The 21,668-nt window shown below is 71.2% G+C and carries 16 protein-coding genes and 3 tRNA genes; 10 read left to right on the plus strand and 9 right to left on the minus strand.

Going from position 1 to position 21,668, the window contains the following annotated elements; translation table 11 throughout:
• The first annotated feature begins 112 nt into the window (after positions 1-112).
• A complete protein-coding gene (locus tag MANAM107_RS09865) occupies positions 113-886 on the plus strand; it encodes an excalibur calcium-binding domain-containing protein (RefSeq protein ID WP_223907908.1) in 774 nt (257 codons plus the stop codon).
• A 211-nt stretch (positions 887-1,097) separates the two neighbouring features.
• Complete coding sequence (locus MANAM107_RS09870) at positions 1,098-1,391, plus strand: antibiotic biosynthesis monooxygenase family protein (RefSeq protein WP_179899956.1); 294 nt, start codon at positions 1,098-1,100, stop codon at positions 1,389-1,391.
• 158 nt (positions 1,392-1,549) lie between these two features.
• On the opposite strand, the gene MANAM107_RS09875 is transcribed toward MANAM107_RS09870, so the two are convergent.
• From MANAM107_RS09875 to MANAM107_RS09895, 5 genes are all read right to left on the minus strand, one after another.
• Positions 1,550-1,631: transfer RNA gene (locus tag MANAM107_RS09875), tRNA-Leu, on the minus strand.
• 152 nt (positions 1,632-1,783) lie between these two features.
• The gene (bcp, locus tag MANAM107_RS09880; RefSeq protein ID WP_223907911.1) at positions 1,784-2,260 is read right to left on the minus strand and encodes a thioredoxin-dependent thiol peroxidase; all 477 of its coding nucleotides are present in this window, start codon (positions 2,258-2,260) and stop codon (positions 1,784-1,786) included.
• Between the two features lie 113 nt (positions 2,261-2,373).
• Positions 2,374-2,580 (minus strand): hypothetical protein, encoded by a 207-nt coding sequence (locus MANAM107_RS09885; RefSeq protein WP_179899942.1) that lies wholly within the window; start codon positions 2,578-2,580, stop codon positions 2,374-2,376.
• Between the two features lie 362 nt (positions 2,581-2,942).
• Positions 2,943-3,018, minus strand: a tRNA-Lys gene (locus MANAM107_RS09890).
• Between the two features lie 52 nt (positions 3,019-3,070).
• A tRNA-Lys gene (locus MANAM107_RS09895) sits at positions 3,071-3,143 on the minus strand.
• A gap of 263 nt (positions 3,144-3,406) precedes the next feature.
• On the opposite strand from MANAM107_RS09895, the gene MANAM107_RS09900 reads away from it, so the two are divergent.
• From MANAM107_RS09900 to mmuM, 3 genes are all read left to right on the plus strand, one after another.
• Positions 3,407-4,327, plus strand: a complete 921-nt coding sequence (locus MANAM107_RS09900; protein WP_179899954.1) for an ATP-grasp domain-containing protein — start codon at positions 3,407-3,409, stop codon at positions 4,325-4,327.
• 107 nt (positions 4,328-4,434) lie between these two features.
• Complete coding sequence (locus tag MANAM107_RS09905) at positions 4,435-4,818, plus strand: YccF domain-containing protein (RefSeq protein ID WP_179899953.1); 384 nt, start codon at positions 4,435-4,437, stop codon at positions 4,816-4,818.
• 668 nt (positions 4,819-5,486) lie between these two features.
• Positions 5,487-6,449, plus strand: coding sequence for a homocysteine S-methyltransferase (gene mmuM, locus MANAM107_RS09910; RefSeq protein WP_223907913.1), 963 nt, complete (start codon positions 5,487-5,489; stop codon positions 6,447-6,449).
• A gap of 385 nt (positions 6,450-6,834) precedes the next feature.
• Here mmuM and MANAM107_RS09915 read toward each other — a convergent pair whose 3' ends face one another.
• A complete protein-coding gene (locus MANAM107_RS09915) occupies positions 6,835-9,534 on the minus strand; it encodes a DEAD/DEAH box helicase (RefSeq protein WP_223907915.1) in 2,700 nt (899 codons plus the stop codon).
• Positions 9,535-9,639: 105 nt separating this feature from the next.
• On the opposite strand from MANAM107_RS09915, the gene MANAM107_RS09920 reads away from it, so the two are divergent.
• The 4 genes from MANAM107_RS09920 (at position 9,640) to MANAM107_RS09935 (ending at position 16,049) form a co-directional block, all read left to right on the plus strand.
• Entirely contained in the window at positions 9,640-11,130 is a 1,491-nt protein-coding gene (locus MANAM107_RS09920; RefSeq protein ID WP_223907918.1) for an alanine/glycine:cation symporter family protein, read from the plus strand.
• Entirely contained in the window at positions 11,127-12,614 is a 1,488-nt protein-coding gene (locus tag MANAM107_RS09925) for an alanine/glycine:cation symporter family protein (RefSeq protein WP_223907921.1), read from the plus strand. Before MANAM107_RS09920 ends, MANAM107_RS09925 begins: the two co-directional genes overlap by 4 nt.
• Positions 12,615-12,668: 54 nt before the next feature.
• Complete coding sequence (locus MANAM107_RS09930; protein ID WP_223907924.1) at positions 12,669-14,171, plus strand: alanine/glycine:cation symporter family protein; 1,503 nt, start codon at positions 12,669-12,671, stop codon at positions 14,169-14,171.
• Positions 14,172-14,426: 255 nt separating this feature from the next.
• Positions 14,427-16,049 carry an alanine/glycine:cation symporter family protein gene (locus MANAM107_RS09935; RefSeq protein WP_373314096.1) on the plus strand — a complete coding sequence of 541 codons (1,623 nt, stop codon included), beginning with the start codon at positions 14,427-14,429 and terminating at the stop codon, positions 16,047-16,049.
• A 111-nt stretch (positions 16,050-16,160) separates the two neighbouring features.
• On the opposite strand, the gene MANAM107_RS09940 is transcribed toward MANAM107_RS09935, so the two are convergent.
• Both MANAM107_RS09940 and MANAM107_RS09945 read right to left on the minus strand, forming a co-directional pair.
• Positions 16,161-17,150 (minus strand): hypothetical protein, encoded by a 990-nt coding sequence (locus MANAM107_RS09940; protein WP_223907928.1) that lies wholly within the window; start codon positions 17,148-17,150, stop codon positions 16,161-16,163.
• Positions 17,151-17,350: 200 nt separating this feature from the next.
• Positions 17,351-19,117, minus strand: a complete 1,767-nt coding sequence (locus tag MANAM107_RS09945) for a hypothetical protein (RefSeq protein ID WP_223907930.1) — start codon at positions 19,115-19,117, stop codon at positions 17,351-17,353.
• 278 nt (positions 19,118-19,395) lie between these two features.
• On the opposite strand from MANAM107_RS09945, the gene MANAM107_RS09950 reads away from it, so the two are divergent.
• Entirely contained in the window at positions 19,396-20,316 is a 921-nt protein-coding gene (locus MANAM107_RS09950) for a fumarylacetoacetate hydrolase family protein (protein WP_223907932.1), read from the plus strand.
• 33 nt (positions 20,317-20,349) lie between these two features.
• On the opposite strand, the gene MANAM107_RS09955 is transcribed toward MANAM107_RS09950, so the two are convergent.
• On the minus strand, positions 20,350-21,624 hold the full coding sequence (locus MANAM107_RS09955; protein WP_223907935.1) for a MalY/PatB family protein: 1,275 nt from the start codon (positions 21,622-21,624) through the stop codon (positions 20,350-20,352).
• Positions 21,625-21,668: the final 44 nt, after the last annotated feature.

The following is a 21,668-nucleotide window of genomic DNA, read 5'->3' on the forward strand; positions in this document are numbered from 1 at the left end:
GCGCCCGGTCTCAATACAGTCACATTCCCACGGGTGCAGGCGTGGGGCGGGAGTAGGCCTCCTATCGTTGTGGCTGCTACCCCTATCCCGCCCCTTCCCTAAGGAGCCCCCCATGCCCAGGGCCTTTTTCCTGCCCATGGTCCCTTCCCTTCGACACCTCCGCGCCGCCTGCCGGCCGGATACCTGGCTGCAGGCCCTCGCCCTTGCCTCCGTCGTCATCCTGAGCCTCATCCTCAGCGGATGCGGCAGCACGGAGGCGGCGGGCCGGGCCTCGCAGGCGCCCTCGGCCTCGCAGGAGGCCACCGTCACCGTTCCCGAGGTGGTGGGGATGAAGGGCGATGCCGCTGTGGAGGCCCTGGAGGCGGCAGGGCTGACCCGCAGCCCCACCTTCAAGGACGCCGACGGCCAGGAGTCGGTGTGGAAGAAGAGCAACTGGTCCGTGGTCACCCAGGACCCGGCCGCGGGCACGGCGGTGCCGGCCGACCAGGAGGTCACCCTCATGGTCAACCATGACTCCGCCGACGCCGCGGCGACGCAGTCGGCTGAGGCTGAGGCCTCACGCCAGGCCGCGGAGAAGGAGGCGGCGGATAAGGCCGCGGCAGAGCAGGCGGCCGCCGAGGAGGCCTCACGCCAGGCCGCCGAGCAGGCCGCAGCGGAGAAGGAGGCCGCGGATCGGGCTGCGGCTGAGCAGGCCGCCCAGGAGGCCGAGCAGCAGAACGCCCAGGAGGCTCCTGCCCCGGTGGCTCCTGCGGCGCCGGCGGCTGAGTTCTACGGGAGCTGCAAGGAGGCGCGTGCCGCTGGCGCGGCGCCCTTGTACGCCGGGGATCCGGGCTACCGCTTGGACCTGGACCGCGATGGCGACGGTATCGCCTGTGAGGTGAAGTAGTCCCGGCCCTGTGCCGGCGGCTGCCGGCGTCGGGTTCTCCCGGAATGCGAGGGAGCGGGCCCTGGTCCTGTTCCGCTCCGCAGCCCTCCTCCTGCCGGGGCCTGCTGAGGGCCCTGTGCTCCTCGGCTGTGCCTGATGAGGTTAGGCTGGGCGTACTTGGATTGACCCTGAAGCAGGCGGCGGGAGCTCCGCCGCGTAAGGAGGCACGGACATGACCTACGTCAATATCACCGCCCTGACCTTCCCCGAGGGGGCCGAGGCCGAGATCGAGCAGCGCTTCGCGGCGCGCAAGCGGGCCGTGGACGCCGCCAAGGGCTTCCAGAGCTTCGAGCTCATGCGCCCGGTGGTGGGGGAGGAGCGCTACTTCGTGGTCACCCGGTGGGACACGCGCGAGGACTACCAGGCCTGGATCTCGGCCCGCCCCTCCGGCGGGCATGAGGAGGACAAGCGCCGGGGCATGAGCATCGAGGTGCTCGGCTTCGAGGTGGTCCAGCACGAGGAGTGAGCAGGGGGCGGGGCCCTCGGTGATGGGCCCGGTCCGCACGTGCGCCCTTCAAGACGCAGAATACCCCTGCCCCGAGGTGCGGATCCGCGTCGAGAAAGGCAGAACTGCGTGCTGGGCGGCGCCGGCCGGTGCCGGGCGCGGACGGCCTGGCGGAGTCGTACGCGAGAAGGGACTCGAACCCTCACGCCCGAAGGCACCAGGACCTAAACCTGGGGCGTCTACCAGTTCCGCCACTCGCGCTCGGGGGCTCACACTACCGCCTCAGCGCCCTCCCGCCCACACGCCTGCCAGCACGAGCCCGTGCCGGGCCGCGGCAGCCGCATGCCCCACCGAGCCACTGGGCCGGTGGGGCATGCGGCCTGAGGCGCGCTCAGCCGAGGCAGCCGGCCGACTCAGTCGACGCCGAGCTCGGTGCGCAGGCGCGCCACGTGCCCGGTGGCTTTGACGTTGTACTTGGCCAGGGCGACCCTGCCGTCGGGGTCCACCACGACGGTGGAGCGGATGACGCCGGTGTAGACCTTGCCGTAGTTCTTCTTCTCGCCCCACGCGCCCCAGGCCTCCATGACGCTGTGGTCGGCGTCGGACAGCAGGGGGAAGCTCAGGCGGTTGCGCTCGGTGAACTTGGCCAGGGCCGCCACCGGATCGGGGGACAGCCCCACCACCGAGTAGCCGGCCGACTGCAGTGCGGCCAGCGAGTCGCGGAAGTCGCAGGCCTCCTTGGTGCAGCCGGGGGTCGAGGCCTTGGGGTAGAAGTAGACGATGACGCCCCTGTCGGCCTGGGCCAGCAGCTCGCTGAGTGTCACGGTGATGCCCTGAGCATCGGGCAGGGAGAAGTCCGGGGCAGTGTCCCCGACGGTGAGCCGGCTCATGGATCCTCCTTCGTGGCGGTCGCCGCTAGGAGCATCCTCGCACTAGGAGCCCTGAAATGTCAGGAGTCCGCCGTCAGATTTTAGTGATGTCGCGGACGCCGGCCCTGTGAATTTCAGGCCGCCAGGGCCAGCAGGTGCTCGGCGGCGGCCAGCCGCTCCAGGGCCCGCTCCAGGCGGGAGGGGGAGACCTCAGTGCCCAGGGAGTCCAGCTCGGCGTGGGCTGCGAGCAGCTCCCGCTCGGCCTGGTCGCGCGCCACCGGGCCATGGGAGGCCGGGCGGCTCAGGGGGCCATTGTCCGTTGCTGTCAGTGCGGTATTCATCAATCGTCCTTCGTCTCGTCTCGGCCCTTGGCGGGCCCGGCCCGCCAAGGGCCGTGGTGCCGGGCGGAGCGCAGGGATCTCCTGCGACCCGGCGGATGGCTGTGCCGGTATGCGCTATCGCGTGCGGGGCGCCTGGGGGCCGCGCACTCTGCCTGACCGGAGGGGTCACGAGGACCGGATGCCAGCAGCGCTCGTCACTGCTGAGACCGATCACCGATGTGGTGCGGTGGGGATCGTGGGCGGCGGTACCGAGAACTCGTGTCTCTCGGCCTTGTGCCTCAGACCTCGTGTCTCAGGCGGCCCGCCTCATCATGCCGGGGCGGCCTGCTTGCGCTGGGTGCCGCCTCTCGGGCTCATCCTCGTGGTACACCGCCAGGGACTCGAACCCTGAACCCGCTGATTAAGAGTCAGCTGCTCTACCAATTGAGCTAACGGTGCTCAGTCCCGGTCGGGACTGCGCCTCCCTGATGCCTGAGGCGTCGGGGAGTCGTACACCGCCAGGGACTCGAACCCTGAACCCGCTGATTAAGAGTCAGCTGCTCTACCAATTGAGCTAACGGTGCGTGCCACGAGGCCCTATCGCCGCGGTGACCGGAGGAGACTCTAACGCCCGAGAGGCGGCCGCGTCCAGTCGCCCGCCCCGAAAACCCCCGAATGTGCGGGACATCTCAGGGTCGTCCCAGGTCGTCGCAAGGAGTCCGCAAGGAGTCGCAGGCCGTTCAGGCCGGCCGCACCTGACCGGATGGCGCTGGCCGAACGGTGCCGCCGACTGGCATCACACGCCGTCGTCACACATGCGGGCGGGGAGCGCGGTACCGTGAGGACCGTGACTGACCCTATCGTGACCCTGGCGACATGCGCCGACTTCCCCGAGCTGGACGAGGACAACCGCGCCCTGCCCGATGCCCTGCGCGAGCGGGGGATCGAGCCGCGGATCGCCGTGTGGAACGACGCCGATGCGGACTGGTCCCAGGCGGGCATGGTGGTGCTGCGCTCCGTGCGCGACTACGCCCGCAAGGGCAGGTACCAGGAGTTCCTGGCCTGGTCGCGCTCCGTGCGGAGGCTGCTCAACCCGCATGAGGTCCTGGTGTGGAACTCCGACAAGCACTACCTCAACCGCCTGGCAGGGCTCGGCGTCCCCACGATCCCCACCACCTGGCTGGAGCCGGAGGCCAACTACTCCAAGCACCAGGTCCACACGCGCTTCCCCGCCCACGGGGACTTCGTGGTCAAGCCCGCCATCTCCTCGGGGGGCCGAGGCACCGGCCGATACACCGCCACCGACGCGCGCTCGCGCTCCGAGGCCATCAACGACGCCGTCCACCACCTGGGCCGGGGGCGCTCGGTCATGGTCCAGCGCTACCTGGAGGAGGTCGACCGCAAGGGCGAGGTCTCCCTGGTCTACCTCAACGGCGTGCTGTCCCACGCGGTGGAGAAGGCCCCGATGCTCCACCCCTCCTTCCGCTCCACCGACCAGGTCCACGAGGAGATCGTCACCGCCCGCGAGCCCAGCCAGCAGGAGTGGCTGTGGGGTGAGCAGGTGCGCAAGGCCATCCACCAGCTCATCAAGGAGACCGCCGGGCGGGACATCCAGCTGCTGTTCAACCGGGTGGACGTCGTCGGCGACGGTCAGGGCGGCTTCTACCTCATGGAGGTCTCGCTCATCGATGCGGGTCTCTACCTGGGATCGACCCCGGGGGCCCTGGACAACTTCGCCGACGCCATCGCCCAGCGCGTCTTCTGGTGAGCCGGCGGCCCACGCCCCGGCCCTCGGCCCGCACTGCGATGAGGCCCCGGTCCCGGCGGATCCCGGCGGGCTGAAGCGTGCCGACCCGGATGTGGTAGATAAGGGGCATGCGCACCCTGCTCAACATCATCTGGGTCATCTTCGGCGGCCTGTGGCTCAGCCTGGCCTACGTCTTCTTCGGCGTCATCGCCTGCATATTCATCATCACCATCCCCGCGGGCGTGGCCTGCTTCCGGATCGCCGGCTATGTGCTGTGGCCCTTCGGCCGTGACGTGGTGGCCACTCCCGGCGCGGGAGTGATGAGCGGCATCGCCAACATCGTCTGGTTCCTCGTTGCCGGCCTGTGGCTGGCCATCGGCCACCTGACCACCGCCGCCGCCCAGGCCGTCACCATCATCGGGATCCCCCTGGCCATCGCCAATATCAAGCTCATCCCGGTCACCTGCTTCCCCTACGGCAAGCAGATTGTGGAGCGCCCCGGGATCCTGTGAGCGAGTCACCCGCCCCGGTGCCGCCGGCAGAGGCAGGCAGGGGCCGCCCGGCAGGTGCCGCGCTGGGGGAGCAGCGCACGATTGAGCGTCACTTGGCGGATTCGACGTCACTTGGCGGAAAGCGCGACACCTACAGGTGTCGCGCTTTCCGCCAAGTGACGCGCCTGTCGCGAAGCGACGCCCAACCTGCCCGCCCTGCGGGGCACGTGGTGGCCTGAGAGGGAGGGGCGCCTTGGCGGCGGAGTGCGGCCCTCCTCGCCGGGTCCGCGATGGCGTCCAGCGGCCGTCAGGCGGGGCCCGGTGCCCGGCGGTCCTGCCGGGCACCCCTCACAGGCGGATCCGCCACGCCCGCAGCCAGTAGCCGCCGTAGCACAGCACCAGGAAGGCGGTGGTGATCCCCAGGGCGGGCCGCTGCACCGGATCGAAGACGATGAGCAGGCATATGGCCCGGTTCCTAGGCCCCTGCGGTGCTGCGGGGAGCAGCGTCCTGGGGCACGGCGTCGACGAGGCTGATACCGCCGCCGCTCCCGCCGGTGCGCTCAGCAGCGCCAGGGCGTGGGGGAGGAGCCCTGGCTGTGACGCTAGTGGTGCGGTCCGCCGGCCCGTCAGGCCTTCTCACTGGGTGAGCGCCCGCCTGAGGCACCTGGCGGGTCGGCCACTGTAGAGGCATGGACATCAGCCCCTCGCGCCCGGCCTCCCGCCTGACCGCCGCCCTGGCGCGCGGCCCGGTGATCCTCGACGGCGCCATGGGCACCGAGCTCGACGCGCGAGGCGTGGACACCTCCCACGAGCTGTGGTCGGCCCTGGCGCTCATCGACCGGCCGGCGGCCATCAGCGCCGTCCACACCGACTACCTGACTGCCGGTGCTCAGGTGATCACCACCAACTCCTACCAGGCCAGCCTGCCGGCCTTCATGCGCGCGGGCCTTGATGAGGGTAGGGCCCGCGCCGCCCTGGCGGCCTCCGCCCGCCTGGCGCTGGAGGCCCGGGCCGCCCATGCCGCTGCGGGCGGGCGGCAGGCGGTCGTGGCCGGCTCGGTGGGCCCCTACGGCGCCTCCCTGGCCGACGGCAGCGAGTACACCGGCGACTACCGCCTCGACGACGCCGGCTGGGACGCCTTCCATGCCCCGCGACTGGAGATCCTCCTGGACCAGGGCGTCGATGTCATCGCCGTGGAGACGATGCCGAGACTCGATGAGGCCCAGGCCATCGTCGAGCTGCTGGAGCGCCTCTCACCGGCGGCGCGGGCCTGGGTCTCCTTCCAGGTCGATGGTGGGGGCGAGCGCCTGGCTGACGGCACCCCCCTGCTGCGGGCCGCCTCCTGGGCCCAGGAGGCGGCGGGTGTCATCGCCGTCGGGGTCAACTGCGTGGCGCCCGAGGCGGTGCTCCCCGCCCTGGAGGCCATGAGAGCGGTGACGACCAAGCCACTGGTGGCCTACCCGAACTCCGGGGACCTCTACCACCCCTCCACCAAGACCTGGACGGTGGTGCCCGCCGAGCGCCGATTCACCGCCCACGCCCGCTCCTGGGCCAGAGCGGGGGCGCGCCTCATCGGCGGATGTTGCCGCACCACGCCCGCCGACACGGCCGTCCTGGCCACGGCGCTGACCCCCGCCCCTCCCTCGGGCTAGGTGTCCTACCTCCGGGGCCTGGGGATCTCCGGGGACTGAGGATGCCGGGGCTCAGGAACGACGTCGTTTCGCGGAACGGGCGTCACTTCGCGGAATGGACGTACCTTGTAGGGATCGTCCATTCCGCCAAGTGACGCATTCGTCGCGAAGTGACGCCCAATCGGACCCGCCCCGCCATCGCCCTGATCCGCTGCCAGGCCTAGCACACCACCAGCCCTCGCAGGCGACCCCGATGGCACTGCACCTCCCCCGGCACAGGCTCAGCCCAGCCGATCCGGCACTCCAGGCGCCCCCGCCCCAGCAGGTGAGGCGGGCCCTGGCGATCGCCCGCACCCCGCCGGAGGCCCCACTCGCCGCCTGCCGACCGCCTCCCGAGGACGGACGGCTAGGCCTGCGGGCCGACGCTCAGCAGCCGCAGGACGGCGCGGTCCTCCCGGTCCGAGGCCTCCAGGTCCACCAGGGCCACCAGCCTCCAGTCATGGTCGCCGTCGGGATCCTCGATGATCTGGGTGGCCAGCCACACGCTCCTGCCCTGGGCGGCCAGGGCCTCGCGCAGGCGCTCCGAGACCCCCGCGGCCGCCAGGGCCTGCTCATCGGGCTCCTCATCCAGCGGCGCCAGGGAGACGGATCGGGCCGCGGTGTCCGTGCCGATCCAGTCGTACTCCTCCCAGTACTCGCCCAGCACCCGATCCCAGCGCTCCTGCCCCCAGCCGGAGGAGGCGTCCAGCGCTGCCAGGGCCTCGACGTCGTCGCGGGCCATGAGCTCCACGCGGCGGAACAGCTCCCGGCGCACCGCCACCCGGAAGGCGTGCCGGTTGCGGGTCAGGGCCACCCGGCCCTCCTCATCGGCGCCGAAGGCCCGCTCCACGCCCAGGGAGTCATCCGCATCCGGGCGGTCGCCCTCCAGCAGGGCCGCCCCCTCCTGGGCGCGGCCGGACTGCGCCGCCCCCAGGGCCTCCCACTCATCGAGCAGGGAGGAGTCCACCGCCCGCACCAGGCCCCCCAGCCAGTCGATGAGCTCGACCACCTCAGGACTGCGGTGCTCCTCGGGCACCACCTGGCGCAGCGCTCGGTAGGCATCGGTGAGGTAGCGCAGGATCACCCCCTCGCTGCGCCCCAGCTCGTAGCGCGAGACCAGGTCGGAGAAGGTCATGGCGCTCTCCACCATCTCGCGCACCACCGACTTCGGGCTCAGCTCGTAGTCGGCCACCCACGGGTTGGACTGCCGGTACATCTCCAGGGCCGGGGCGAGCAGCTCGGCCAGCGGCCGGGGCCAGGTGACCTCCTCCAGGGCCGCCATGCGCTCCTCATAATCCATGCCCTCGGCCTTCATCACGGCGACCGCCTCACCGCGCGCCGCCCTCTGCTGGGCATAGAGCACCGGGCGCGGATCATCCAAGGTGGCCTCCACCACGCTGACCACATCGACGGTGTGCTCGGGGGAGTCCACGCCCAGCAGGTCCATGGCCGCCAGGGCAAAGGGCGCCAGCGGCTGGTTGAGGGCGAAGTCGTCGGGCAGGTCCACGGCCAGGCGCAGGCGGGGGCGGCCGTCGGCCGCCGCGACGGCGGAGGAGACGTGCTCGACCACTCCCGCCGTGCGCAGGGAGCGGTAGATCTCCAGGGCCCGGCGCACCTGGGTGCGCCGCTCGGGCGCGGACAGGTGGGCGCGATCCAGCAGGCCGGCCATATGGGCCACCGGGTCGCCGGGGCGCTCCATGAGGTTGAGCACCATGGTGGTGGTCACCTGGAACTGGCTGGTCAGGGTCTCGGGGGCGGCGTCGCGCAGGCGCTCGAAGGTCTTGTCCGTCCAGTTGACCCGCCCCTCGGGGGCCTTCTTGCGCACGATCCTGCGGCGCTTGCGCTCATCATCCCCGGCCTTGGCCAGCGCCTTGGCGTTCTCAATGACGTGCTCGGGGGCCTGGACCTCCACATACCCCCGGGTATCGAAGCCGGCGCGCCCGGCCCGGCCCGCGATCTGGTGGAACTCCCGGGCCGTGAGGTGGCGCTCCTTGGCGCCGTCGAACTTCACCAGGGAGGTGAGCACCACCGAGCGGATGGGCACATTGATCCCCACCCCCAGGGTGTCGGTCCCGCAGATGACCGCCAGCACCCCCTGGCGCGCCAGGCGCTCGACCAGCCTGCGGTAGCGCGGCAGCATCCCGGCATGGTGCACCCCGATGCCCGAGCGCAGCAGCCGCGACAAGGTGGCGCCGAAGCCCCCGCCGAAGCGGAAGCCCCCCAGGGCGGCGGCGATCTCCTCCTTGCGGGACTTGGGCACCAGGTCCACGCTCAGCAGCGCCGTGGCCCGCTCAATGGCCTCCTTCTGGGAGAAGTGGACGACGTAGACCGGGGCCCGCTCCTGACCCACCAGGCGCTGGAGCAGTTCGCCGATCGGCTCCACGCTGTAGTCCAGCTCCAGGGGCACCGGCCGCACGGCGTCGTCGACGACGGCGACCCGCCGCCCCGTGCGCGACTCCAGATCCCCCACGAGGAAGGAAACATCCCCCAGGGTGGCCGACATGAGCACCATCTGGGCCTGGGGCAGCTCCAGGAGCGGCACCTGCCAGGCCCAGCCGCGCTGGGGGTCGGCGTAGTAGTGGAACTCGTCCATGACCACGCAGTCGACATCCATCGCCCCGCCCTCGCGCAGCGACTGGTTGGCCAGGATCTCCGCCGTGCAGCAGATGACGGGGGCGCCCGCATTGATCGAGGTGTCCCCGGTGACCATCCCGACATTGCCCGCCCCGAACAGCCCCACCAGCTCGAAGAACTTCTCGCTGACCAGCGCCTTGAGCGGCGCGGTGTAGTAGGAGCGCCCCCCACGGGCCAGCGAGGCGGTATGGGCCGCCAGGGCGATCATCGACTTGCCCGAGCCCGTGGGGGTCGCGGCGATGACGTGGCGACCCTCCAGGATCTGGGACAGGGCCTCATCCTGATGCGGGTAGAGGGGGCGGCCGGAATCCTGCGCCCACTGGGAGAAGGCCAGGTAGACATCCTCAGGCTCAGGGATCCGATCAGGGTCATCAGCCGGGATGAGGGCGTCGAGCATCGCGTTGAGAGCCGGGGCGGTCGCCGGGGAGGTCATGGGCCCATCGTCTCACGGGGCCACGATCCGACCCGCTGCTGCACGCCCGCACCAACTCATGAGAGCATGCGGGGCGTTCCACGTATCCCACCGTGAAAGACCGCCATGGACGCCCTCGCCCAGCATCTCCAGACCATCTCCGACTGGATCACCCTGCACATCACCATGTGGCTGCTCGTGGGCACCGGGATCGTCCTGACCATCGCCACCCGCGGCGTCCAGCTGCGACACCTGCCCGCCATGGTCCGTCAGGTCGCGAGCTCGCGCGGCGGCGCCGGCGGCGGCATCTCCTCCTTCCAGGCCTTCACCATCTCCCTGGCCGCCCGCGTGGGCATCGGCAACGTCTTCGGCGTGGCCGCCGCCCTCATCCTGGGAGGCCCCGGCGCCATCTTCTGGATGTGGATGGTGGCACTGGTGGGCATGGCCACCGCCTTCTTCGAGGCCACCCTGGCCCAACTGTTCAAGGTCCGCCACGCCGACGGCTCCTTCCGGGGCGGGCCCGCCTACTACATGGCCCGCGGCATGCGCTCGCGGCCCCTGGGGGTGGCCTTCGCGGCCCTGACGATCTTCACCTGCGGCTTCTCCATCATCATGGTCCAGGCCAACGCCGTGGCCGGGGTCATCGGTCCGGCCTCGCCCCTGGGCCTTTCCCAGGGGGCGGCCGCCGCGGTCCTGGTGGGGCTCTCGGCGCTGGTCATCCTGGGAGGGGTGCGGCGGGTGGCGCGCGTCACCGAATGGATGAGCCCGATCATGGCCCTCATCTACATGCTGCTGGCCCTGATCATCGTCTGCCTGCACATCACCGAGCTCGGCACGATCCTGTGGACGATCGTCACCTCGGCCTTCGGGCCCCGGCCCTTCGCCGGGGGAGTGACCGGGGGGATCCTGGCGGCCCTCATCAACGGCACCAAGCGCGGCCTGTTCTCCAATGAGGCCGGGCAGGGAACCGCGCCCTTCGCCGCGGCCACCGCCACGGTGGCCCACCCGGTCCAGCAGGGGCTCATCCAGTCCCTGGGGGTCTTCGTGGACACCATCGTGGTGTGCACCGCCACCGCCTTCATCATCCTGGTCTCGGGGGTCTACAGCCCGGCCGCCACCACTGCCGGCACCCTGACCCCCGACGCCGCGGCCACCCTGACCTCCGAGGCCGTCGCGGCGGTGTTGGGCGGGTGGACGGCGGTGCCCATGGCGGTGCTCATCTTCGTGCTGGCCTACTCCTCGATCATCGCCGCCGCCACCTACTCGGAGGTCTCGATGAGCTTCATCTCCTCGGCCCCCCACTGGCGCTGGCTGCCCCGCCTGGTCTCGGTGGCCTCCACCGGCCTGGGGGCGCTGGCCACCCTGACGGTGGTGTGGAACACCGTGGACATCACCATGGCGCTCATGACCGTGACCAACCTGGTGGCCCTGCTGGCCCTGGCCCGGTGGGGCGTGGGCGCCCTGCGGGACTGGGAGGCCCAGCAGGCGGCGGGGATCGCCGAGCCGGTCTTCGTGTCCACCGACAACCCGCACCTGCCCGCAGAGCTGCCCGGAGACGTCTGGGCCGCTGCGGGGCCGCCCGCTCAGGAGCCGACGACGATGGAGGCCCGCCCATGACTCCCACCAGCATCCAGGACTGGCTCCTGCGCATCGACGACTGGTTCTACACCTACCTGCTGGCGGCCGTCCTGGTGGCCGTGGGCGTCTACATGACGGTGCGCTCGGGTGCCGTGCAGCTGAGGCACCTGGGCACCATGCTCCAGTCCATCGCGGGCTCACGCGGAGGGGCCCACGGGGGCATCTCCTCCTTCCAGGCCTTCGCCGTGGGGCTGGCCGCCCGCGTGGGCATCGGCAACATCGCCGGGGTGGCACTGGCGGTGGTGGCCGGCGGCCCCGGCGCCCTGTTCTGGATGTGGGTGGTGGCCCTGGTGGGTATGGCCACCAGCTTCGTGGAGTCCACCCTGGCCCAGATCTTCAAGGAGCGCGGGCGAGACTTCACCTTCCGGGGAGGACCCGCCTACTACATCAAGAACGGGCTGGGCTCGCGTGCCTGGGGCAGGGTCTTCGCCGTCATGTGCATCATCTCGGTGGGCGTGACCGTGGTGATGGTCCAGACCAACGCCCTGGCCGGCGTCATCACCGCCACGGTCAGCGACGTCAAGCCGTGGATGGTGGGGGTCTTCCTCGTGATGCTCACCGGGCCGGTGGTCCTGGGAGGGCTGAAGTCGGTGGCCCGCGTCACCGAGTGGCTGGCGCCGATCATGGCCCTCATCTACATCATGGCCACCGCCGTGGTCATCGTGCTCAACATCGGTGAGCTCGACGACGTGCTCGGCTCGGTCTTCCGGGGCGCCTTCGGCGCCGACCAGGCCCTGTTCGGCGTTGCCGGCGGCGTCCTGGCGGCTGTCCTCAACGGTGTGCGCCGCGGCCTGTTCTCCAACGAGGCGGGCCTGGGCACCGTGCCCAACGCCGCGGGCACCGCCACGGTGGCCCACCCGGTGCGCCAGGGCCTCATCCAGTCCTTCGGCGTCTTCATCGACACGATCCTGGTGTGCACCGCCACCGGCATGCTCATCCTGCTGGCCACCGACACCTACCAGCCCGGGAACCCCTCCCTGGAGGGCGCGGTCCTGACCCAGCAGGCGGTGGTGGAGCACCTGGGGGCCTGGACCACCTGGCCGATGGTGGTGCTCATCTTCGTCCTGGTCTTCTCCACGGTGCTGGGCTGCTACTCCTACGCCCAGGTCAACGTCAACTTCCTGGGCGGGGAGCACCGCGCCGAGCAGCTCTTCGGCCTGGTGCTCACCGGTGCGGCCTTCGCCGGATGCGTGCTGAGCCTGCCGATCGTGTGGGCCCTGACCGATATCGCCCTGGGCCTGCTGGGCCTGCTCAACCTCGTGGTCATCGTGCGCCTGATGCCCTGGGCGGTCGGGGCGCTGCGGGACTTCGAGGCCCAGCGCGCCCGCGGGGTCGAGCCGGTCTTCGTCGGCCACGCCAACCCCCTGCTGCCCGGCGACGTCGTCCCCGGCATCTGGGAGGCGGATGGACGGCAGCCCGGTGCGCGGCAGCCGGCGGACCGGGGCGGCGCTGACCGCGGCTGAGGCCCCGGCACCCCGCGCCCACGACCACTGACCGCTACCCCTGCAGGAGCAGCCATGCCGTCTATCAACGAGATCCTCACCACCGCCTCGGACCTGCTGTTCTCCTGGGTGCTCGTGGTCCTCCTCGTCGCCGGGGGCCTGTTCCTCACGGTGCGCACCCGCGCCGTCCAGGTGCGCCACGCGGCCGGCATCCTCAGTGCCGTGCGCGGCTCTCGCTCGGGCGCGTACGGGGGCATCACCTCCTTCCAGGCCTTCGCCGTCGGGCTGGCCAGCCGGGTGGGGACGGGCAATATCGTGGGGGTGGCCCTGGCCCTCATCATGGGCGGCCCCGGTGCGGTGCTGTGGATGTGGGTGGTGGCCGTCCTGGGCACGGCCACGGCCTTCAGCGAGTCCACCCTCGCCCAGATCTTCAAGGTCCGGCGCCCCGACGGCACCTACCGGGGAGGGCCGGCCCACTACATCGCCCGGGGCATGGGACTGCCGGCCCTGGGGGTGGTCTTCGCTGTGGTCTTCATGATCGCCAACGGTCTGGCCATGCCCATGCTCCAGGCCAATGCCATCGTCTCCTCCCTGGCCTCGGCCACGCCGATCACCCCGCAGGTGGGTGCGCTCATCATCGTGGCCCTGACCGCGCCGGTGCTCCTGGGCGGCCTGCGCTCCATCGCGCGCACGGCCGAGCTCCTGGCGCCGGTGATGGCACTGGCCTACCTGGTCCTGGTCGTGGTCATCCTCCTGACCCACCCGGTCCAGGCCTGGCAGGCACTGGAGTCGATCTGGGGCAGCGCCCTGGGCCTGCGCCAGGGCCTGGCCGGAGTGGCCGGGGGCGCCTTCGCCGCGCTGCTCAACGGTGTGCGCCGCGGCCTGTTCTCCAATGAGGCCGGCCTGGGAGGGGCCGCCTGCGCCGCCGGCTCGGCCACGGTGGCCCACCCCGTCCAGCAGGGCTTCATCCAGGCCTTCGGGGTACTGGTCGACACCCTGCTCATCTGCACCGCCACCGCCCTGGCCATCCTCGTGGCCGGCCCCGAGGTCTACGCCCCGGGAGTCACCACCGCCGAGGCGGCGAACACCCTGACCCAGGACGCCATCGCCCACCTGGTGGGCCAGTGGAGCCGCGGGCCCATGGTGATCCTCATCGTCGTCCTGGCCTACACCACGATCATCGGGGCCTTCTCCTATGCCCAGATCTGCCTGGACTACCTCACCGACCGCCCCGGGGCCGCCCGGCTGCTCCAGGTCTCGGCGGTGGCCTGCGCCGCCGTCGGCAGCCTCCAGGCGCTGACGACGGTGTGGGCCCTGGCCGACGTCATGCTGGGCCTGGGGGCGATCCTCAACCTGGTGGCCATCCTGGTGCTCAGCAGGTGGGTGGTCGGGGCCCTGCGGGACTGGGAGGCCCAGACGCGGCATCTGCGAGCGGGGGAGGACGGCAGTGCTCAGGGCGCGGGCGTCCGGGGCGCCGGTGACTGGGCGGGCACTGGCGGCCCCGCCTTCCACGCCGACTCCCCCCACCTGCCCGCCGAGCTGAGCACCGCGGCCTGGCCGCGGCGGCCCCGGCCCTGAGGGCGGGGCCGGCAGGCTGCGATACGCGACGGCGCGACGACCAACCGCCGGCGCACCCGCGACCTCCGGCGTCACCTTATCGAAACACGGCGGCCCGTAGCCTGCTCGGGTTCTCGCGCTCGTGGTGTGATCCCTGAGCATGTGCTGCTCCCCGTGCCCCTCGCAGGCACGATGCTCCTGCCCCTCGCAGAGGAGGACGGAGGCATGGAGGATCGCGACGTGCGCCTGCTTGTCCGACCCGGAGGCACGATGCCCATGATCCCCTTGAGCGCCCCTCAGACCCGTACCGGCGTCCTCGATCAGCTGACCGATGCGGTCGACTCGGTTCTCGCCCCTGCGACCGAAGCGCTGGGCAATGTCAGCGACAAGCTCTACGGGGGGCTGCTGATCTGGCTGCTGGTGGGCATCGGCCTCTACTTCACGGTCCGCACGGATGGGGTCCAGCTGCGCCACTTCCCCAATATGGTCAGGACCATCCTGGTCTCCCGCTCCGCCGCCCATGAGGGGATCTCCCCCTTCCAGGCCTTCGCCGTGGGCATCGCCAGCCGGGTAGGCACGGGCAACATCATCGGGGTCGCGATCGCCATCACCATGGGCGGGCCCAGTGCCGTGTTCTGGATGTGGATGGTGGCCCTGGTGGGCATGGCCACCGGCTTCGTAGAGTCCACGCTGGCCCAGATGTACAAGATCCCCAACCCCGATGGCAGCTTCCGCGGTGGGCCGGCCTACTACATCCAGCGGGGACTGGGCTCCAAGGCGTGGGCGAGCATCTTCGCCGTCGTCATCACCTTCGTCTTCGGCTTCGCCTATGAGGCCACCCAGGCCAACGCCATCTCCACGACGCTGAAGTCCACCTTCAACATCTCCCCCTGGATCACCGCCGTCCTCCTGGTCCTGATCACCGGGCCCATCATCTTCAACGGGATCCGGCTGGTGGCGCGGGTCGCCGAGTGGCTGGCGCCGATCATGGCCATGGCCTATGTCATCCTGGCAGCGGTGGTGCTGCTGCTCAACCTGGATGCCATTCCCGGAATCATGATGTCTTTCGTCAAGGACGCCTTCAGCGGGGATGTGGCCTTCTACGGGATCTCCGGGGGCCTGTACGCCGCGGCCATCAACGGGGTCAAGCGCGGCCTGTTCTCCAATGAGGCCGGTCAGGGCTCGGTGCCCAACGTGGCGGCGACGGCGACCACCTCCCACCCCGTGCACCAGGGCTTCATCCAGTCCCTGGGGGTGTTCGTCGACACGATCATCGTGTGCACCGCCACCGCGCTCATCGTCCTGCTCTCCGGCGTCTACGACCCGGCACGCGCCGCCCTGGACCCCGACGCGGCCCGGGTCGCGGCCGGTTCCCTGACCTCGACCTCGGTGGCCGAGGTCCTGGGGCCCTGGTCGGCCAACCTCATGGCGGCGATCATCTTCGTCTTCGCCTACTCCTCGCTGCTGGGCAACTTCACCTATGCCGAGATCAATATCGACTTCCTGCGCGGGGGAGCGGCGAGCCGGGCCTGGCACACCGGCCTGCGGGTGATGATCCTGGTGGCGGCCTTCGTCGGTTCCGTGGCCGAGCTGACCTTCGTGTGGAACCTGTCGGATGTGGCCATGGGGCTCATGGCGATCATCAACATCGTGGCCATCGCCCTACTGGGCAAGTGGGCCTTCGGGGCCCTGCGCGACTGGGAGGCCCAGCACCGGGCCGTGCGCGAGGGCCGCCAGAGCGAGATCCGCTTCATCGCCACCGACAACCCCTACCTGCCCGGAGCCCTGCCCGGCGATATCTGGGCCGCCGACGGCGCCGCCCACCGCGGGGCCTCCGCGGCGGGCACCGCCGGGGCGGGCTCCACCGAGGACGCCGGGGGAGAGACCGCCCGGGCCTGAGCCCGCCGCCCGGCCCGGCTCCGAGCGCGGCAGGGCTCGCTGGGCTCCGACGGCGGGCCGCATGGCGGCGGGCGTCTGCTCGGAGGGCCGAGCAGACGCCGGGCTCAACAGCTAGAGCTGACCGCCATGATCGCGGATGACGGTGCGGACCTTCTCGGTCTGGGCCGCGTTGTGCGCCATGCGCGCATCGACCTCGGCCTTGTGCTCCTCCACGAAGGCGGCCTGCTGGTCCCAGGTCGTCTCATAGAGCAAGGACGTCCAGCCCGAGGACTCGCGGCACTGGGCGTCGGCGGTGGCGACCTCGATCTCCTCGGCGCTGGGGGGCCCGACGGGATCCCCGTAGAACGCGGTCGTCAGTGATTCCGGCATGTCCTGTGAGAAGTACATGGGTGTCCAGGGCTGCTCCGGCAGATCGGCGATCCCCTGAGGCTCCATGCAGGAGTGCCACTGGGCAGCGGCATCCTGGAGCTCGGGGCCCGAGGTATCGACCGTGAAGCCGCTGAGCCGAGCGTCCCAGTCGGCGTCGGACTCGCCACTGGAGAGCTCGGCATCCAGCTGGATCTGGCTGGTGGTCGTGCAGTCGTTCCACTGCGCGTGGAAGGCCTCGGGCTTATTGTCGTAGATGCTGGGGTCACCACTGCCCGAGTCCTGCCGGAACTGCTTCCGGTACCCGTGCTCCTGAGCGATGGGGACGGTGAACAGGTGCTCCTTGCCCGCGCTCTGGGCTCCGGGGGGAGGCGAGGACGGGGTGAGCACCTCGTAGTCCTCGAAGCCGGCATCGGACATGCACTGGTCGACCAGAAGGTCCAGGGCATAGCTCTTCAGATACGCCAGGGAGGCGTCCTCGATGGCATCGAAGGGAAGCGACCACGTCGCCGGATCCTTGCTCACCCCCAGGACTGTCTCGGCTGTCGTGCTCGCCGAGGCAGCGGCCGAGGGCTGGGTGGACGTGCTGGCCGGTGCGGGGGAGGCGCCCGAGGCCGTTGCTCCGCTCTGAGTGGAGGGAGCCGTCTGGCTGCAGGCGCAGGTCAGGGCAGCGGCCACGGCGATCGCGACGATCCCGCACCTCCGTGGTCCATGGTGCTGATCGGGTGCTGTCATGGCGGGTCCTTCCAGGAGGTGGGGATGCTGCTGGCGCTGAGCACGCAACTATGGTCTGGCCTCCACAACAGGAGAGTGCGGATGCGGCCTGAGCGCCCCAGGATGAGGGCGGGGCAGATGGGGAGCCGGCCCCATGGCCCGACCGCAGGCGCGCCTCGCGATGGGCCGCCCTCTGGGGCGGTGGAGCCACGCGGCAGCGGTCAGGGCGCGCCGGCCCCGGGGACCCGGCACTCCGACCACATGGCCTGCGGCGTCGAGGTCGCCAGGAGGTACCAGGCAGTGGAGGCCACCGAGCCGGCCGAGGTGACCTCCTCGACCGGGTCATCCCTCAGCGTGTAGGGCCAGGAGCCGTCCGCCGCCTGGGCGGGGGAGGCGCCCTCGGCGCTGATGCGCGCCTCGTCCCACAGGCCCGCGGTGACCTGGGCGTGCGTCACCCCGAAAGTGCCCTCGAACCAGATGTTGCGGTCCAGACCCGGCTCGATGCGCGCGGTATAGCCCCGAACGGGTCCCTCCTCGTGGAGGAACCGCCGGGTGTGCCCCAGGGCCACCCGGGCCTTCTCATGCTCGCCGATGGCGTGGAGGAACACCGACCCCCAACTGGCAGAGTCGAGAGGATCGGCGGTGTCGGGGCCGCTGGCATTCCAGCCCCGGTTGAAGCGCTGCTCCCCAGCGTTCCAGAGCCTGTCCATGATCGCCCGCGCCAGGGCATCGGCCTGGTCGCGATACCCCTTCTCGCCCAGGACTCGGGAGGCGAGCTCGAAGACGTGCCACAGATCGGTGTTGTGCTCCGTGGAGTGCCAGGTGATCTGGTCAGGGGCCCTGCCTCCCCTGTACAGCCCCGCCTCGGCTCCCGTGGTGCTCCTCTGGGTCGCAACCCAGCCGAGCCCTCTGCGGACCATCCCACTGACACCGTTGATATCGCCGTAACGCTCCTGGTAGCGCAGCAGTGCATACAGGATGAAGGCCTGGCGCCCGGTGAAGTACGTCCGGGTCACCTCCAGGGGAGCGCCGGTCTCAGGATTCAGCAGTTGACTGGCATCCCGGGGGAAAGCCCCGGCATCCTGCCCCGAGGTGGTCTGGAGGGAGCGCAGCCCGTTGACCAGCCGATCGGCCATGCCGCGATCATCAGCGCCCACCGCCACGATGAGTGCCAGTGCCTGATCGTAGGTATCACTGGTGTACCTGCGGTCGCCGTAGCCGACCTGCCCGGGGGCGTGGCTGTTGGACCGGATGAGATCAGCCGTCGCTGCCTCGTGGTGCTCGGCGAGGATCGTGCCGTCTCGGGCATCGACCAGGCGGGCCAGTTTCAGGCCCTCGTGGCGGGTCGACAGGGTGAAGGACGGCCCACTCGGAGCGGGCATCCCCACCAGTGCCCTGCCCGACTCGGTGAGCGAGTACAGCTCGATCCGAAGGTTCTCCCGGTGCTCCGGCCAGCTGCCGCCGATCTGCTCACCGGTCGCGGCATCATGCAGTTGGAACTGCCACTCGCCCGCCCGGCCGGGGTCGACGGGCGAGAGGTCGAGCTCCCACCTGCCATCGGGCTGGACGACCGCCGGGATCACCGCGGCCTGCTCATAGGCCCGGTCGGTGTGCAGGTAGGCCTTGACGACTCCCTTGACACCCGCCGGAGCAGTGCCCGAGACCTGTCCCCGGTAGTCGCTGGGGATCGAGGAGCGACCATCGAGGCTCAGCTCGGTGCTCACGACGGGGTACTGCTCGGGATCGTCGAGGGTGAAGGAGCCCGAGACCTCACCGCTGTCCCGGTAGCCGTGGCCACCAGAGAGCCTGATGTCGGCCCCGCCGCCGAGGTCCTGCGGCGGATCCATCATCGACCTCAGCCACTGCATGGCCTTGCGTGCCCGCTGGGGGTCTTGGGGCGCACCGGTATCGGACGAGGTCGTGGTGAAGCGCTGGGTGACCGGATCGCACAGGGGTGGATCGCCTGCGGCGGCTGACAGCGGCGTCATCGGTGCCAGGAGGAGGGCGGCGAGGGCCAGAAGCACGGCGATGGGGGAGGTTCGGTGTCGTCTTATCGTGGGAATCATGGACAGCATTGACATCATGGACTCCTTCGATAGGGAGGCCCTTCATTGTCCCCCAACCGCGAGCCGGAGTGAACCGGCTGCGCCCCGTTCTGCCCCCGGATCAGGGGCTCTCAGCTCCGGGGGTGCTGCCTTCACCCATCTGCTCGGGGCGCGCGGTGCCGCAGCCCCACGCATCGGCTCCGATCTCCTAGCCTTGCCCCATGAAGATCGCGCGCTTCTCCACCGGCGATGAGCCCCGCTACGGCATCGTCGAGCTCTCCGGGGCCAGCTCCACCCACCCCTCCGCCGTCCAGGCCGCGAGCCCCGGCTCCATGCCGCCGGCCACCGGCACCGCCGTCGCCGCCGCCGTCGCGGAGCCGCCCCTGCCCGGCCCGGCCGGCCCGCCGCAGGGCCACATCCTCGTGCTCAAGGGCGACCCGCTCTTCACCCCGCCCCAAGCCACCGGCGAGGTCGTCGACCTGGCCGAGGCCCGCCTGCTCTCCCCGGTCATCCCCCGCTCCAAGGTGGTGGGCTTCGCCGGCACCTACCCCGACCCCGCAGGCGGGGACCGCCGCGAGGGGGCACCGGATGAGCCCGTGGTCTTCCTCAAGCCCAACACCGCCGTCATCGGCCCCGACGCCCCCATCGTCCTGCCCCGCTGGAGCACCGAGGTCCACTACGAGGCCGAGCTCGCCGTGGTCATCAAGTCCCTGGCCAAGGACGTCACTCCCGAGCGGGTCGACGACGTCGTCCTGGGCTACACCGTCGCCAACGACGTCTCGGCCCGCGACCGCCAGCGCGCCGAGCCCCAATGGGTGCGGGGCAAGGCCTTCGACACCTCCTGCCCTCTGGGCCCCTGGCTGGAGATCCCCGAGCCCGGTGGCGCCGTCGCCTTCAACCCCGACGATGCCGTCGTGCGCGCCTACCTCGACGGCCACCTGGTCCAGGAGGCCAGCACCCGGGAGATGACCCGCCCCGTGGCCGAGCTCGTGGCCTACGCCTCCACCATCTTCACCCTGCTGCCCGGGGACGTCATCCTCACCGGCACCCCCGCAGGCGTGGGCGAGCTGCGTCCCGGTCAGCGCATCGAGGTCGGCGTCGAGGGCATCGGGGCCTTCTCCAACCCCGTCGTGCGCCGCTGAGCCCGGGACGGGCCGGAGTCGGCCGCTGCCCGTCTACTGCCGACCGGCGCCCCGGGAGCGGGCGGCCTGCACGATCCGCCGCACCGTCTCGGCCTCGATGGTTCGGCCCGTGGCCAGGTTGAGGCGGCAGAAGCCCGACCAGTCCCGCCCGAAGGCCGCGCCCTCGTTCATCGCCACCCCGTGGCGCAGGAAGTACTCGCCCGGCTCCTCAAGCCCCAGGCCCCGGAAGTCCAGCCAGGCCAGGTAGGTGCCCTCGGGCACGGTCACCTCCAGGCCCTCGACGCCGGCCAGAGCCTCGCGCACCAGGTCGCGGTTGGCGCGCAGGTAGGAGCGCACCTCCTCCAGCCAGCCCTGGCCCTCGCGCAGCGCGGCCACGGCGGCCATCGCCCCCAGCGCCGCCGCCTGCTCCGACAGGGCGGCGCTGAGGGGCTCGGCCTCCCAGGCCCGGCGCGCCCCGCCCGAGGCGATGAGCTGGGCGCACTTGAGCCCGGGGATGTTCCAGCCCTTGGAGACCGCCGTGGCCGTGAAGGTCAGGTCCGCATCGGCCGTCGGGCGCGAGGCGTAGGGGATATGCGCCAGCCCCGGCTCCAGCACCAGGGGGCCGTGGATCTCATCGGCGAAGACCGGCACCCCGTAGCGCTGCGAGAGCGCCGCCACGGCGTCGAGCTCGCCGGCCGAGAGCACCCGGCCCACCGGGTTCCACGGGTTGCACAGCACCAGCAGTCCCGCGCCGGCCGCCATCGCCGCCTCGATGGCCTCCAGGTCCAGCTCCCAGCGCGGCGAGCCGCCCCCGCGGCCCACCCGGGCCGGGACCTGGAGGCACTCGCGCCCATAGCGCCCCGGGATCGACAGGAAGGGCATATAGGCCGGGGTGGGCACGATGATCGCCGAGCCGGCGCGGGTGTGGTGGGCGATGACGGCGCCCAGGGCGGATAGGACGTCGGGCAGGAGGCTGACCTCCTCGACCCCCACCTGCCAGCCGAAGGCCCGCCCCTGGTAGTGGGCGGTCTCCTCACGGGCCTGCCGGGCCAGGCCGGAGGGCATGTAGCCCAGGGTGCCCTCGGCCACGGCGCGCTGGAGCACCTCGGCGACGGCGGGCGCCGTCCCCAGGTCCATCTCCGCCACCCACGCCCCGATGACATCGCCGGGGTAGTGGCTCCACTTCAGCGAGCCGCGCTCGCGCATGATCTGCGGGGTCAGGGCGTCGAAGGCGCGCGTGAGGCCGGTGGGGGGCAGGGGCGCCGTCGCACCGCGTGCGCCGGGGGCGGATGAGGTTGCCGAATCAGGGCCGGCGGAGAGATCTGGCATACGGGGAGTCTATGAGTGCGGGGCCGCCGGCACCATGAGCACCG

This window comes from Actinomyces capricornis, from assembly GCF_019974135.1.
Classification (GTDB): Bacteria; Actinomycetota; Actinomycetes; order Actinomycetales; family Actinomycetaceae; genus Actinomyces; species Actinomyces capricornis.

Excerpts from the sequence above, each read along its gene's own strand:
- MANAM107_RS09920 (WP_223907918.1), top strand. The coding sequence starts at position 9,640 with ATGGACGCCCTCGCCCAGCATCTCCAGACCATCTCCGACTGGATCACC.
- MANAM107_RS09935 (WP_373314096.1), top strand. The coding sequence starts at position 14,427 with ATGATCCCCTTGAGCGCCCCTCAGACCCGTACCGGCGTCCTCGATCAG.
- MANAM107_RS09930 (WP_223907924.1), top strand. The coding sequence starts at position 12,669 with ATGCCGTCTATCAACGAGATCCTCACCACCGCCTCGGACCTGCTGTTC.
- MANAM107_RS09955 (WP_223907935.1), bottom strand. The coding sequence starts at position 21,624 with ATGCCAGATCTCTCCGCCGGCCCTGATTCGGCAACCTCATCCGCCCCC.
- bcp (WP_223907911.1), bottom strand. The coding sequence starts at position 2,260 with ATGAGCCGGCTCACCGTCGGGGACACTGCCCCGGACTTCTCCCTGCCC.
- mmuM (WP_223907913.1), top strand. The coding sequence starts at position 5,487 with ATGGACATCAGCCCCTCGCGCCCGGCCTCCCGCCTGACCGCCGCCCTG.
- MANAM107_RS09915 (WP_223907915.1), bottom strand. The coding sequence starts at position 9,534 with ATGACCTCCCCGGCGACCGCCCCGGCTCTCAACGCGATGCTCGACGCC.
- MANAM107_RS09865 (WP_223907908.1), top strand. The coding sequence starts at position 113 with ATGCCCAGGGCCTTTTTCCTGCCCATGGTCCCTTCCCTTCGACACCTC.
- MANAM107_RS09885 (WP_179899942.1), bottom strand. The coding sequence starts at position 2,580 with ATGAATACCGCACTGACAGCAACGGACAATGGCCCCCTGAGCCGCCCG.
- MANAM107_RS09945 (WP_223907930.1), bottom strand. The coding sequence starts at position 19,117 with ATGACGCCGCTGTCAGCCGCCGCAGGCGATCCACCCCTGTGCGATCCG.
- MANAM107_RS09925 (WP_223907921.1), top strand. The coding sequence starts at position 11,127 with ATGACTCCCACCAGCATCCAGGACTGGCTCCTGCGCATCGACGACTGG.
- MANAM107_RS09950 (WP_223907932.1), top strand. The coding sequence starts at position 19,396 with ATGAAGATCGCGCGCTTCTCCACCGGCGATGAGCCCCGCTACGGCATC.
- MANAM107_RS09905 (WP_179899953.1), top strand. The coding sequence starts at position 4,435 with ATGCGCACCCTGCTCAACATCATCTGGGTCATCTTCGGCGGCCTGTGG.
- MANAM107_RS09870 (WP_179899956.1), top strand. The coding sequence starts at position 1,098 with ATGACCTACGTCAATATCACCGCCCTGACCTTCCCCGAGGGGGCCGAG.
- MANAM107_RS09940 (WP_223907928.1), bottom strand. The coding sequence starts at position 17,150 with ATGACAGCACCCGATCAGCACCATGGACCACGGAGGTGCGGGATCGTC.